The 14,335-nt window shown below is 60.1% G+C and carries 7 protein-coding genes; 3 read left to right on the top strand and 4 right to left on the bottom strand.

The genetic code is table 11. The features are described from left to right. Positions 1–44: 44 nt before the first annotated feature. The 4 genes from ACWKWE_RS09875 to ACWKWE_RS09890 all read right to left on the bottom strand — a co-directional run bounded on the left by ACWKWE_RS09875 (position 45) and on the right by ACWKWE_RS09890 (position 9,291). Positions 45–665, bottom strand: coding sequence for a hypothetical protein (locus tag ACWKWE_RS09875; protein WP_483850376.1), 621 nt, complete (start codon positions 663–665; stop codon positions 45–47). Between the two features lie 149 nt (positions 666–814). Further along, complete coding sequence (imm40, locus tag ACWKWE_RS09880) at positions 815–1,147, bottom strand: Imm40 family immunity protein (RefSeq protein WP_483850377.1); 333 nt, start codon at positions 1,145–1,147, stop codon at positions 815–817. Then, a complete protein-coding gene (locus ACWKWE_RS09885; protein ID WP_483850378.1) occupies positions 1,147–7,557 on the bottom strand; it encodes a two-partner secretion domain-containing protein in 6,411 nt (2,136 codons plus the stop codon). The genes imm40 and ACWKWE_RS09885 overlap by 1 nt, the downstream gene beginning before the upstream one ends. Before the next feature lie 30 nt (positions 7,558–7,587). After that, entirely contained in the window at positions 7,588–9,291 is a 1,704-nt protein-coding gene (locus tag ACWKWE_RS09890) for a ShlB/FhaC/HecB family hemolysin secretion/activation protein (RefSeq protein WP_483850479.1), read from the bottom strand. A gap of 891 nt (positions 9,292–10,182) precedes the next feature. Here ACWKWE_RS09890 and ACWKWE_RS09895 point away from each other — a divergent pair. From ACWKWE_RS09895 to ACWKWE_RS09905, 3 genes are all read left to right on the top strand, one after another. Then, on the top strand, positions 10,183–11,499 hold the full coding sequence (locus ACWKWE_RS09895; RefSeq protein ID WP_166597146.1) for a nucleotide sugar dehydrogenase: 1,317 nt from the start codon (positions 10,183–10,185) through the stop codon (positions 11,497–11,499). Between the two features lie 127 nt (positions 11,500–11,626). Beyond that, entirely contained in the window at positions 11,627–13,108 is a 1,482-nt protein-coding gene (gene alg8, locus ACWKWE_RS09900) for a mannuronan synthase (protein WP_166597147.1), read from the top strand. 53 nt (positions 13,109–13,161) lie between these two features. Further along, entirely contained in the window at positions 13,162–14,334 is a 1,173-nt protein-coding gene (locus ACWKWE_RS09905; RefSeq protein ID WP_483850480.1) for a PilZ domain-containing protein, read from the top strand. Position 14,335: the final 1 nt, after the last annotated feature.

A 14,335-nucleotide genomic window follows, 5' to 3' on the forward strand; every position in this document is an offset into this window, starting at 1 on the left:
GGTGGGGCCGGTGTTCGAATGACGGGCCCGTTCATATGAGTGCGTTACAACAGCTCTTTCGCCAACGATTGACTCGCCAGTTTGCTGACACTGTCGAGGGCCACGCGTAATGTTTCGGCGTCAGCGCCGAGCTTGTCCGGCTCATAACCGTGATCATTCCCGGCAGTGAATGGCGATACGCCTTCGGCATGCTGCCAGACGCGCTCCGTTCCACGTTTCATTACGGCGTTTATTCTGACCACCGGATAAATCACGCTGCTGAAACCATGGGATATATGAAACCCCCAGTGGTCAACCGTCAGCTGAATGTTTGCATCGGCAGTCGTGTCATCGTCCACCACTTTGAACGAAGAGTTCTTGGCCAGCTCCGCAACAAAATGCTGTTTCACACGCTCACCCAGATCGATTTTCTCGTTATCGACCATTTCGACGATCTCCGCTTGTGGGGACGTTGAAAGCATATTTGCGACGGCAACCCCCAATGCACCGCCGAACGCCATTCCGGTATTTTGGGCACGACCGAAATAACTGATGTTGCCAGGTTGCCATTGGACGGGAAGCACTTTCACCGTTTTGATTTGCGCTCGGTGCTCAGCCGAGAATTTCTGCCCGGCGCAGCCGGTGAGTACGAGCGCGCAGAAGAGAACAGCGATTAATTTTTTCACATCGATCCTTAATGTTAACGTTTGAGTATTCGTTGGTAATGCGTCCGTGCCTTGCGTTTTTTGGTGAGTTACTCCTCAATTTACCTTAAAAATAAGCCCTGCCTTTCTATTACTCGACACACGCCGCCATTACGAAAGCTGCCCCGCCCTCATGAAGGTTTGGGTACAAATACAAACAGGGCTCCACTTACAGAACAGCCATGAATATATCTCCTCGCCCTATCCAAACTTCTCGCAAAAAACACCGCATCCAGCTCTCCAATCTCTTGATCGCAGTGCCAACTATCATACGTCTGCTCCGCAATCTCATCGACCAACTGATACACGTCACCACCCAGCACCGGAATTCCTAAAGCTTCAAACTCGTCAATTATCCGAATGGCATCATTGCGCTCCAGCGCCCAGTTTTTTATCCCCAGATGACCGAGATAAACACCACAACTCAGAATTGAATCAACCTGCAGCGACCAGATAAAACTCATTACCTACTCTCCCGATTCGGTTTGAAAAGACGATGATTGATTGCCCCATCCGGCTCTTTTATGAACTCGAACACTCCTTGCTTCCCACGATACTCACCTGGAATTTGCAGCCTATCTCTTACGACACCGTCCCCACCTGTTATTTTCGTTATCTGACCAGCTGTTTGGAAAGTTTTTACACTTTCTGGGAAGGCATGGAGATCACCTGTCTTGATCTGAGCTAGCACTTTATTGGTGTACTTGGTTCCTGCAAAAAAATCAGCCGCTACAGAGTTTTCTTTTCCACCATCAGACACTCCCTGCTCGTTTTTATAGCTCATTTGAGGCCGGGCATCCGGCCCAGGGTCTCGCCCTACATCTTTCTCCGACTGCTGATGGCTAGGGCGACTCGGCGTTGTGGTCGCTGGCTTCGCCGTCGAGCTTCCACCCCCGGCCCCCAGCATCACCGCGCCCAGTTCGTTCCAGAACCGGCTGCCTTCTCCGTTTTTGATCGCGCCGAGTTCGCTGGCGATTTCCAGCCTTGCGGCCAGGTTCTCCTGTTGGAAGAACGCCGCGATGAGGGTGCCTTCCTGAACCTCGCCTTGGGCGTAAAGCTCTTTGGCGAGGGCCTGGAGCTTCGGGTCGTCGGCTTCGAGCTGTGCGGAGATCTGTCGGCAGGTGTCTGGCGAGGTTTTGCAGAGGTTGGCAAGCGCGGCGTTTTTGTCTTCGTTCTGCTGCGCGTATTTCTCGTGAATCTGGCGCTTTTCAGCGTCGGTTTTGCTGGTGGCCAGTTCGCCGCGCATGGCCTCCAGGTCTTTGTGCAGGAGGTAGTTGTACTCCGTCGCGTTCTTCGCCACCCAAACCCCTTGCTGGAGTTTTTCGGCGTCGGTCTCTTTTTGGGCGGCGGCGGCGAGGAGGCCGATCATTTGGCTGCTGAGGGTCAGCAGCGCTTCATTACCCTGGACGAGGCCGTCGAGGTGGCCGACGAGGGCTTCGTTGGCGCCAGCGGCGAGGGCTCCTGTTTTGAAGTCGCCTCCGGTGGCTTTGGCCAGCAGGCCGCCGACCATGGCGTGGATAGCGATTTTGCTGGCGCTGCCGGTTTCGAGCGTCCCGGTGGTGTAGTCGCCGACGAGGTTGAAACTGGCAGCAGCGAGGGTGTTGAACAGCGCGCTCTTGAGACCGTCGCTGACGTTCCCGCCCTGCCCCAGTGCCTTGGCGAGCGCGGCGGAGGTGACGTTTTGCAGGGATTGATTGGCGGCGAACTGGCTGATGCCTTGCCAAGTGTTGAGGGCGGGGCCGGTGACCTTCCCGGTGACGGGGTCGGTGTGAGTGCCGGTCCACTCGTTGAACAACCCGGACGTCAGGCCAGCGGTAACGCCCGCGACGGCATAGTTTTTGAGACTGTCGGAGGACGTGACGTCCTTGAACACTGCGCCGAGGTTGCCGCGATTGTTCACGGCCGAAACAGCGGCCGTCGTGCTGGCACTGGTCGCAATGGCACCTGCGGCAGCGGCAACACTCGCGGCAGCACCGGCTTCGGCAACGGCGGCAAACGCAGCAGGCCCCACCGCCCATGCCATCAGAATCGCAATGGCAATCTGCGCCGCAGGCCCCAGCCCCGAGTTGTCGTATTTGAACGACTCGTGGATCTCGGCCACCTGCCGCCAATCCACATCCCCGCGAGCCTCGGCCGCTTTGAGCCAGGCCAGTTGAGCGTCGGCCGCCACCATGGCGTCGATGGTCTGACCGACGGTTTGCCGATCGACGTGTTGCACATCGATCTTGAGGCCCTGCACGGCGTTGATGACCACTGCGCCTTTGGCGATCAGCTCGCTCTGACGAAGGGTTTCGTCAGTGCGGCCCTCGCCTTTCATGCTGAACCAGGCGAGGTCGCTCTTGCTCTTGGCGTGGCTTTCCTGCTGCAGGTCCTTGACCGCTTCGAAGGTCACCGCCCCGCCGCTGTCGAGGGTGAGGTTGCCGCCTGCATCGAGCGTTGCCTGCTGGTAGCGCTGGTCGCCGCCGCTGACGAGGCTGAGGTTGCCACCCGCCTTGATGCCGCTGCCGACGTGGGTGACGTTGGTGACTTCGTCGCGCTGGCTTTTCTTGGCGCCCCAGCCGCCGTTCTCCTGCATGTCGTACAGGGTCGATGTGCTGTTTTGCGCGGCGATCAGGTCGAGCCGTCCACCGCTGTGAATCTGGACGTCGCGCCCCGCTTCTATCTGGCTGGCCATCAGCGTGGTATCGCGGGCAGCGGTGGAGCGAACGTCCTGACCGGCGAGCAACACACTGCCGACCTGGGTCTGGCGCTCGTCGCGTTCGGTGATGCGTGTGTGGCCGTCCTTGCTGCGGGTTTCCAGGCTGTGGACGTCGGCGACGGAGGCAACCGTGATGTCGCGACCGGCAGAGAGGGACAGGTCGTTGGCGGCGTTGGCCTGGCTGGCGACGACGTTGATGTCGCGCCCGGCCGTTAGTTTGAGGTGGCCGCCCGACTCGAGCGTGGAGGCGAGGTTTTCGATGTCAGTGCGGACGGTGTAGCGATGGCCACCGTCCGCGAGCTCATGTCGCTCCCGGGCGCTGACCGTGGCGAGCAGGTTGATGTCGCGACCGGCATGAAGGCTCGCATCGGTGCCCGCTTTGATCGCGCCCCGATTGCTGATGTCCTGTCCCGCGATCAGCAAAAGACCGGCATTGGCTTCAATGACGCCAGGCCCATCGATGATCGTGCGAATGCCTGCGCCGTCGCGGACCTGAATCGCGGTGCGGTCGTTGACGATGTCGCCGCTGATGGCCAAAAGGCTGACGTCGCTGCCTAGGATTTTCCCGGCCATGGCATTGCGGATGCTGTCTTGGGCCAGCAGTGTCAGGTGCTTGCCCGCCTCGACCAGACCGCCTTGGTAGAGGCTGCCACCGGCGCTGGCGGCAAGATTTTCCTGACCTCTTAACGTGCCGGTGCTCAGCAGATCGCCGCCGCTGAGCAACTCGACGTCGCGCCCCTGAATCAGCGCATTGCCGCGCACACTGCGCTTCTCGGCATCCGCCAGGTACAGCACCGGCACCAGCACGGTCTGGCCATCGACAACGCGGTTTTCCATCCAGACAATGTCGGTCGTGAGCGCAGCGACCTGCTCGGCAGACAACCCCACGCCCATACTCAGCTTCAACGCTTCCTGACTCGCCGCAGCGTTGTTCATCAGGTAGCGAAACTGCGCTTCATCGCTGGTCAGATCATCCGAGAGAAAGCGCTGACCGGTGCGCGCCACTACTGCGTCACGAACCAAACGCGACTCGTAAAAGCCGTCGCCCAGTCGACGCCACGCCCCGTCCGCGCTGTAGCCCAGCAGGCCGAGCAGGTAATCGGAGCCGAGAAACTGGCCGAGGTCGGTGAGGTTCGGGTTGCGCTCCACCAGATACCGAGCGCTCGGGTCCTGGCTCTTGATGAACAGGCCGTAGTCACCTTGGGGCAGGCGAAAACCGCTGGCCGAGGTCGGGTCGAATCCTGCTGCATTGAGTACGTCGCCATCCGCAACGCGCTTGCTCAAATCGATGTCCACGGCACCCAGCGCGTCGTCACCGACCTGCCCGGTCAACTGCGCAAGGGTGTTTTCCCGGACCGTACCGTTCTGAACACTGCGGGCGACGTTGAGCGTCATTTTGCCGCCCGATTGCAGCGTCGCAGCGTAGGTCTCGCCGCTGTCGCGCCATTCGGTGACGTTGCTCAGTTCTTCGAATCGGTCGTCGCCGGAGCGTGACTTGAGCAGTTCGAACCACGCGAGATCGAAATTTCCGGCAGCCAATGCGGCCTTGAACGCAGGGATGTCGACGAACTCCATCTGGTCCCAGTACGCGGTGTCGATCTGTCCCGGCGTGCCGATCTGCGTGATGTTTTCGCCGATGCGGGCACTCGCGCCGAGGTTGAGCAGGTGCTGTGCCGTGATGGTGAGATCTGCATTCGCGGCCATCAGGCTGTAGCGGTTTTCGACCCGATCAGCCTCAATGTTCATCGATTGCCCGGCAACCAACCGCGCCGATGCCGAATCCTTGATGGCGCGCTCGATCCAGGTTTGCAGAATCGTGATCAGGCCGCGCTTGAAACTGTCGTGGCCGCCGCAGTGCTGGCCGCAGACCCAGTCCAGATCACCGGCCACCCGCTCGCGGCCCAGTTCGAATTCGGCCTTGGCGTTTTCCACCAGCCGCGCTCTGAGCGAGAGATTGCCTTCGCTTTCAACCATGCCGGAGCGGTTGCTGAACGCCTCCGCAAAACCGCCGTCCAGCCCGCTGAAATGGAGGTCTCCCTGGCTGTAGACGTCGCCATACAGATTGCTGAAGCGCGGGCCGAACAAGGCCATGTCGTCGCCGCTGAACAGCAGGCTGTCAGCGTGGTTGGCGATGCCGGTTTGCGCCTGAAGCGTCACCGCGCCCTGAGCGCCGAGGGTGCCGTGGTTTTCGATTTGCGCAGCGTTGATCCGCAAGCTTTGGCTGGCGGTCAGGACACCGAGGTTATTGAGCAGACCGCTGAGCGTGAGCGTCGCGTCTCCCGCGCTGGCGAGGCGGCCACCGGTCTGCTGCAGATCGCCAGCGGACAGGGTCAGGCGTTGCAGCGTCTGAATCAGGCCACTGTTGCGCAGGTCCCCGAGGAACGCGAGGTTGAGATCGCCGTCGCTCAGAATCTCGCCTGCGTTGTTCAAGCGTGCGGCCGACAGCGCCAAGCCATTGCCGCTGAACAGCCGCTCTCCGGTATTCAACGTGAGATCGTGTTCGACGTCGAAGCGGGAAGAACCTGCGAATTGCACAGCACCCAGCGCCGTCACCGAACCCAGCGCAAGATGGCTGTTCCCCAGCCCGTTGATCATCCCGCCGCCGTTGTCGAGTGCGGCGGCGCGCAGGCTGAAATCGTCGTTGGCTTCGAGAATCCCGCGTTGATTCAGCAAGTGTTCGCCAACCTTCAGGTCCAGCGAGCCACCCGCGACCTGCCCCTCACGGTTGTCGAAGGTCGAGCCCTCGAAACGCACCGCGCCTTTGGCAAAGATCGAACCGGCCTGATTGAGCAGCGTGTCGACGGACAGCACGAGGTCATCGACCAGACTCGTCAGTTGCCCGGCGGCCTCGCCCAGTCGCCCGTTGTCCAGCAGCGCGGTCGACACCGAGACCTGACTTCCCGCAATCACCCCACCCCGGTTGTCGAGACGGTCGCGGCTCACGACTCCGATCTGCTGACCGCGTAACGTGCCGCCTTGGTTGTCGATACGCTCGGCATTGATCGTCAGGGTGCGTTCGGCCGCGAGGGTCTTGCGATTGGTGAGCGTTTTGATGTTGACGGCAACATCGGTGGCGCGGATGTCGCTTTCGTTTTTAAGCTTCTGGGCAGTGATTGCGATCCGGTCACGCGCGGTGAGCGTGCTGTGATTCGTCACTTCCCCGGCACTGCGAATCTCGACGACGGGCGCGTTGACCCGCTCGCCTTCGAGAGCCACGTCCTGAGCCTGCATGCGAATCGCCGATGCCGCCGAGGCGTTGGCCAGGGTCAGATGGCCGTTCACGTCCAGGTGCAGATCCCCCGCGCTGGCGGCCACATCGCCTGCCAGACGGACGCCGACCCCGGCTTCGGTGCCCACCAATCGAATGGTGTTGGCGTACATCCCGCCGAGCGCCGAGGAGTCGATGGCGACTTGCGGCTTTTCACTGCCATCGTCGGGCAGCGTCTGGGCGTCCAGGCTTTGTGCATCGACCCGATTGCGACCGGCCACGACGTTGAGTTCGCGGGCGTTGATCTGCGCGTTGATCTTCACGGAGCGGGCGATGATGTCGAAGCGGTCCACCGCCGTTGCGTCCAGCCCCGCGCCGTCCACCGCGACCTCGCCCTGTTCGACCTGAAAGCGCCCGACAGTGCCGCCTTCGATCACCGGCTTGCCTGTGGTCAACGTCGCGCGCGGGGTGTTGATGAAGCCGCAACCGCTGCACGTGATGCCGTGGGGGTTGGCGACGATGACGTGGGCTGCTTGCCCGGCGACTTCCGTGGCGCCACGCAACTGGCTCGGGTGACTGCCGGTGACTTCGTTGAGGATGACCCCGGCGGCTTGCTCGCGCAGATTGGGGTTGCCCAGAATCTGTCCGCCCAGTTGCGTGGACTGGATCGGGCCGGTGGCGTTGTTGAGGATCAGCCCCTCGGGGCCCACGTTGTAGTCCTGAAACTGATTGTGGGAAAGGCCCTGCGCGTTGGGCGCGGCGATGTTGACGATGGGCACGCCGTTGCCCGCCTGTTGCTGGCCGGGACCGCCCACGATGCCTTGGGCCTGAGCCCAGAGCGGTTGCCAGAACAACGCGTTGGCCAGAACCAGCGCCAGGCCGCGCTTGGGAAGACCGCAGAAACGGTCGCGAGGGGTCAGCGCGGCCGAAGGCTGGCGCGCCAGAAAAAGCAGGTGGCGAAAATCCATGTTCAAAAAAATCCAGAGAAACGAATACGGTTACAGGAAGAGGTTCAGGCGCAGGTAAACCGGGGTCTCGCGCTCGGCGAGGGCGTCGGGCCGTTCGAGGGAATGAGCAAATGTCAGGCTGAGCGAGGCATGTTCACCACCGGCGAACAGCTCGGTGGAATGCCCCGAAAGGCGACCATGCTGGCCGCCGTCAAACCCGTGATGTCGGATGACGCCGTGGTCATAGCCGAGGTTGATGCCGTAGCCGGAGACCACCGGACGCAGCCAATCGACGTTCACGGGCCGGGTCCAGCGCAGGTCGTTGCGCCAGTAACCGCCGCTGTCGCCGGACAGGAACTGCTCCTTGTAGCCGCGCACTGATGATTCGCCGCCAAGGCTCATGCGCTGCGGGCTGAACAGCACGTCCTGGCTGTACTGACCGGTGGCCATGCTGCTGAATGTGAAGGCCTCGCCTGCCAGTTGAAACGGCGTAAGAATGCTCAGCGTCGCGCCGTATTTGCGGTAACGCGATTGCGGTTGGCGATCGTCCGGGCGCGCAGGGTTATTCGGCGTCGTGCGTTGCGCACCGAATGCACCGATGCCTTTTTGCATGCCCAGCGAAAGGTTGGTGAAGGCCGAGCCGATGCGCCGTCCGTGACTAAGCCCCACTTGCAGTTCGCTCAGACGATGGCTGCTGCCGAGCAGGCGACTGCCTTCGATATAGCTGTTGCTGCGCAGATGAGAGACGCCCAGTTGCAGTGAGGTTTTGCCGACGCCATCACGGTGCAACACGCGTTCGGCATGCACCTGATGACTGACCGTGTCCCCGGTCTGCGCGAAGGCAAAGTCATTCGCCTGAACGCGGGATCGATAGTGGCTGCGGCTCTGCGCGTAGCTGACGTTCCACCACCGATAGGGCAGTTCGTAATACAGCATCGAACTTTCAGAATGGCGATGGTGATCGCTGACCGCATCTGCGCCGCTACGCAGATTGAGACGGTCGGCGAGGCCTAGCGGATTGTCCCACTCCAGCCCCAAATCCCATTGCTGCTCGCCAGTGCTTTTTTGCCCGGCATTGCTGCGCGAGAGCTGCGCGCGCCACGGTTTCAGTGGCTCATTGAGCACGCGAACATCGCTGCCGCCCACCTGTTTGCCGGGCTTGAGTTCCAGTCGCGCCCGATTCGAGGGCAGACGATTGAGTTGATCGACCAACTGTTCGAGCGTTCGCAAATCCAGGATTTCGCCAGCCTGACCCGGAAACCCCATGCGCAATTCTTGCGCAGTGAAGGCACCCTGCTCTGCGCCCAATGCTTCCAACTGACCTTCGACGACGTGCACCGTCAGCTTCCCATCGGACAGGTCCTGCTCTGGCAAATACGCCCGGCTGGTGACCCACCCCCTGTTCAGGTAATGGTTTGTGACGCCGCGAAGTAGGCCATCGAGCTGGGCGGCACCGAGGCACTGATTATGAAAGGGTTCGACCAGCCGTCGCTTGTCCGCAACGCTCAGATGGGCCGCGCCTTTCAGCGTGATACGCCGAATGGGAAAACAAGCGCTGGAAGTCGGTTTTGACTGGCGTGTCGGCGTAATGGTCGGCGTCTGCAAATGCTGGAGTTCCTCCAGCTTGCGCCGCTGGTCCTCAAGCAGCCGTTCCTGCCGGTCGGTGATAACGCTTCGGTCGCCGGGGTTGGCGCCCGGTGCGGCATATGTCGTGCTGCTTAACCCTAAACCGGCAACGACCAGCCCGGTTCGCATCCAGATACCCAAGAAAAATGCCCCAAAAAATGAAGGCGCGAAGAGTGCGCGCGATCAGAGGGCATCTCGATCCAGAGAAGAAAGGAAACACGTAGGACGATTTTTGAAGTTCCCGTAGGACTGTTCTGGCAGACGAACGGTTTAAAGGCCATGTTATTGGCGCCAATTTATGATCACTCGCAAATGCCGCCTGGTTTTTCTCAAAAAATTAACAACATTTTTTTGTAGTGGCCTATCGCTTTTTTGCACTAGTGGCACAGTTACATGCTGTAGCCGCAACCCCCTTAATATAAAGGACTAAATCGAAAGTGCTATCAAAGTGCAATTACCCTCAAAAACGAACCTGTATCGAAAATTCTCGAAAAGAGGACGAGCGGCCAGGAACTTCTGGGGAAACCTCATGCTCCTACATCCCGTAACAATTCTCGTCCACCTTGTGAGACATCTCTTACATGGCATAAGGACAGATCTGGAAGTTACTAGTCAACGTAGTTAGACCCGTCGGTCTATGTGGTACGTGCAAGGAGAGAACGCACCAAACTAGTTGAAGTAGATCGAGCAAGCACCAATCGGGTGCTGTAAAGCCACTGACGAGCAGGACCATACTGAATCATGGCCAAAAGCCCTGAGCCAGAGGCGCGGCAGCGACTCACAAACATCCGGTGGAGTGTTATGCCATATCCCAGATCGGGAACCCACATACATATGTATGGGTCACTCGACGCTTGTAATCTGTAATATTCGGGCCCGCCTTTAAAACGACGCCGCCCCTATTAAATTCTGCCTGTGCTTGTGTCACGACATTAACTTGCCGTGCGGACGAGTGCGCGAAAGTTGAAAGACAGTACTTATATCCAGCCAACTAATGGCGTAAAAATCGAGGAGATTACGATGCATATCAGCATCTTTGGTTTGGGCTATGTCGGTGCAGTATGTGCTGGTTGCCTCTCGGCACGTGGTCATGATGTGGTCGGTGTGGATATCTCCAGCGCCAAGATCGACCTGATCAATCAGGGCAAGTCTCCAATCGTGGAACCGGGCTTGGGCGAGCTGCTGGAGAACGGGATCAAGACCGGCAAACTGCGCGGTACAACTGACTTCTCCGAAGCGATTCGCGCCACTGACCTGTCGATGATCTGCGTCGGCACGCCAAGCAAGAAAAACGGCGACCTGGAGCTGGATTTCATCGAGTCCGTCTGCCGCGAAATCGGTTTCGTGCTGCGTGAGAAAACCTCTCGCCACACCATCGTCGTGCGCAGCACCGTGTTGCCGGGCACCGTCGCCAATGTGGTCATCCCGATTCTGGAAGACTGCTCGGGCAAGAAGGCGGGTGTTGATTTCGGCGTGGCGGTGAACCCTGAGTTCCTGCGCGAAAGCACCGCGATCAAGGACTACGATCACCCACCGATGACCGTCATCGGCGAGTTCGACAAAGCCTCCGGCGACGTCCTGCAATCCCTGTACGAAGAACTCGACGCGCCGATCATCCGCAAGGACATCGCCGTTGCCGAGATGATCAAGTACACCTGCAACGTCTGGCACGCGACCAAGGTCACCTTCGCCAACGAAATCGGCAACATCGCCAAGGCGGTCGGCGTCGACGGTCGCGAAGTGATGGAAGTGGTCTGCCAGGACAAGTCCCTGAACCTGTCGCAGTACTACATGCGTCCAGGCTTCGCGTTCGGCGGCTCCTGCCTGCCAAAAGACGTGCGTGCCCTGACCTACCGCGCCAGCTCGCTGGACGTCGAAGCGCCACTGCTCAATTCCCTGATGCGCAGCAACGTTTCCCAGGTGCAGAACGCCTTCGACATCGTTGCGGCAACTGATAACCGCAAAGTGGCGCTGCTGGGTCTGAGCTTCAAGGCCGGCACCGACGACCTGCGCGAAAGCCCGCTGGTTGAACTGGCAGAAATGCTGATCGGTAAGGGCTTCGACCTGAGCATCTACGACGCCAACGTCGAGTACGCCCGTGTTCACGGCGCGAACAAAGAGTACATCGAGTCGAAAATCCCGCACGTTTCGTCCCTGCTCAACTCGGACTTCGACGCCGTGGTCGACAACTCTGACGTCATCATCCTCGGTAACCGTGACGAGCGTTTCCGCGCGCTGGCCAACAACGCCCCGGCCGGTAAAAAGGTCATCGACCTCGTCGGCTTCATGACCGGCGCAACCACCGAAAACGGCCAGACCGAAGGCATCTGCTGGTAAGAGCAGCGGCGAGCTGCAAGTTTCAAGCGACAAGCTAACGGCCAGCTCCAGGTCTCGAGTCCAGCGCATTTTGCCTGGGCTTGGGGCTTGAAGCTTGCGGCTTGCAACTGATTTAGGGATGCAGATTATGAACGGGCTAAGACACGGCTTTCTCCAAGCCGCCGGTTGGCTGTTTTACTTGTGTGTGTTGGCGGCCATTGCGATGGCACTGCCAGCGACATTGTTCGACTCCCAGTCGAAAGACTTTATTTTCCTGGTCGGTATCGTCGGTATCTGGCGCTACTCGATGGGCGCAACGCACTTTGTGCGCGGCATGATTTTTCTCTACATCGTTTACCCCCACCTGCGCCGCAAAGTTCGCAAGTTGGGCAAGGCCGCTGATCCGTCTCACGTGTTCCTGATGGTCACGAGCTTTCGTATCGACGCGCTGACCACCGCGCAGGTCTACAGCTCGGTCATCCAGGAAGCCATCGCCTGCGGCTACCCGACCACCGTCGTCTGCTCACTGGTCGAGATGTCGGATGAACTGCTAGTGAAGGCTTTGTGGGCCAAACACAACCCGCCGCCGCACGTGACCCTCGACTTCGTGCGCATCGCCGGGACTGGCAAACGCGATGGCCTGGCCTTCGGTTTCCGCGCCATCTCGCGCCACATGCCGGACGACCGTGCCGTCGTGGCCGTGATCGATGGCGACACCGTGCTGGCGGAAGGCGTGGTGAAGAAAACCGTTCCTTGGTTCCAGTTGTTCGGCAACGTCGGCGGCCTGACCACCAACGAATTCTGTGAAGTGCGCGGCGGCTACATCATGAGCGAGTGGCACAAGCTGCGCTTCGCCCAACGCCACATCAACATGTGCTCGATGGCCCTGTCCAAACGCGTGCTGACCATGACCGGCCGGATGTCGGTGTTCCGCGCCACGGTCGTGACCGACCCCGACTTCATCGCCGACGTGGAAAGCGACTCGCTGCAGCACTGGCGCCTGGGCCGCTTCAAGTTTCTGACCGGCGATGACAAGTCGAGCTGGTTCAGCCTGATGCGCCTCGGCTACGACACGTTCTACGTGCCGGACGCCGCCATCAACACGGTCGAGCACCCGCCCGAGAAGAGCTTCCTCAAGGCCAGCCGCAAGCTGATGTACCGCTGGTACGGCAACAACCTGCGTCAGAACTCTCGTGCACTGGGCCTGGGTGTTCGTCGCCTTGGCGTATTCACCAGCATCGTGCTGTTCGACCAGCGTGTGTCGATGTGGACGTCGATCCTCGGCTTGACCGTCGCGATTCTAGCCAGCCTGAAATACGGCGTGAGCTTCCTGCTCGCTTACCTGCTCTGGATCGGCATCACCCGCCTGATCCTGACGCTGCTGCTGTCCTGCTCGGGACACGCCATTGGCCCGGCCTATCCCGCGATTCTTTATTACAACCAGATCGTCGGCGCGCTGATGAAGATCTACGTCTTCTTCCGCCTCGACCGCCAGTCCTGGACCCGCCAGGATACCAAACTGAGCCGCGACATGGCCAGCTTCCAGGGTTGGTTCAACACCTGGTCGTCTCGAACCATGACTTTCTCGGCTGGCAGCATCTTCGTTGCCGTGCTGCTGACAATGGTCTGACCGCACTAATGGATCAACTCGATTACTCAGGAAACTACGCCATGAACACAGCCATGAACCCAGCCGTGAATGCAAACGTCGTCCATGAATCCGAAGCTCAGCGTCAGCATGCCCGGATCAAAATCCCCGCCAAGCTGCGCCTGCTCAATGGTCAGCCCAATGCCCCACTGGTGCGCGTCGAAGACCTGTCCGCTGGCGGCCTGAGCTACATCACGCCAGCAAACCTGAAGCCCACTGTCGGTGAGGTCATCAAGGCCCGCCTGCAGTTTCTGGTCGACAACCTCGGCCTTGCGATGGACGTCGAATTGCAGATTCGCGCCTACGATCCCGCCAGTGGTCGCGTCGGTTGCCAGTTCCAGCACCTTGAAGCTCAGGACATCGCGACCCTGCGCCACCTGATCACCTCGCACCTGTCCGGCGACATCGTCAGCATGGGCGAAGTGCTGGCAACCCTGCAGCGCGACAACTTCACCAAGGCGCGCAAGGTCAAGGACAGCGGCAGCGGCCTGAGCGCCTTCGGTCGCCTGCGTGCAGTCACTTTCAGCGCCGGTATCTTCGTGGTCGGTCTGGTGGCGTTCGGTTTCGTTGCCAAGTCGGTGTACGGCATGTACTTCGTCAGCCACTCCACGTCCGGTCTGGTCAGCGTTCCTTCCATGGACGTGACCATGCCTCGCGAAGGCACCCTGACCAGCCTCGTCGCCCCGAATAGCCCGGTCGCCAAAGGCGCGCCACTGGCCACGTTCAACACCAGCATGCTGGACATGCTCAAGGGCAACCTCGACCCGGATCAGATGCAACCGGCGAAAATCGAAGAGTTGTTCGGTCGCCAACTGGCCGGGACCATGACCAGCCCTTGCGATTGCATCATCGGCAAGCAACTGGTGGCCGACGGTCAATACGCCAGCAAAGGCCAGGTGATCTTCCAGATGATCCCTCGCAACATCGCCGCCAACGTCGATGCCCGCTTCACCTATCGCCAGTTCGCCGACGTTCAGCCGGGTGCTCGCGTGAACTTCACCGTTGCAGGCGACGACACTACCCATCGCGGCAAGATCGTCAGCGCCACCGCGTTGAGCCCTGCCGATCTGTCGTCCGACATTCGGGTGCAGATCCAGCCTGACGAATCGCTGAACAGCAGCCTCGCCGGTCTGCCGGTGGAAGTGGTCAGTGATCGCGGTCCTTCGCTGAACTGGCTGATCGACAAAGCCACGGCCGCAGGTCTCTAAA

The organism is Pseudomonas salicis (genome assembly GCF_057128705.1).

Excerpts from the sequence above, each read along its gene's own strand:
- imm40 (WP_483850377.1), bottom strand. The coding sequence starts at position 1,147 with ATGAGTTTTATCTGGTCGCTGCAGGTTGATTCAATTCTGAGTTGTGGT.
- ACWKWE_RS09885 (WP_483850378.1), bottom strand. The coding sequence starts at position 7,557 with ATGGATTTTCGCCACCTGCTTTTTCTGGCGCGCCAGCCTTCGGCCGCG.
- ACWKWE_RS09890 (WP_483850479.1), bottom strand. The coding sequence starts at position 9,291 with ATGCGAACCGGGCTGGTCGTTGCCGGTTTAGGGTTAAGCAGCACGACA.
- ACWKWE_RS09895 (WP_166597146.1), top strand. The coding sequence starts at position 10,183 with ATGCATATCAGCATCTTTGGTTTGGGCTATGTCGGTGCAGTATGTGCT.
- alg8 (WP_166597147.1), top strand. The coding sequence starts at position 11,627 with ATGAACGGGCTAAGACACGGCTTTCTCCAAGCCGCCGGTTGGCTGTTT.
- ACWKWE_RS09905 (WP_483850480.1), top strand. The coding sequence starts at position 13,162 with ATGAACCCAGCCGTGAATGCAAACGTCGTCCATGAATCCGAAGCTCAG.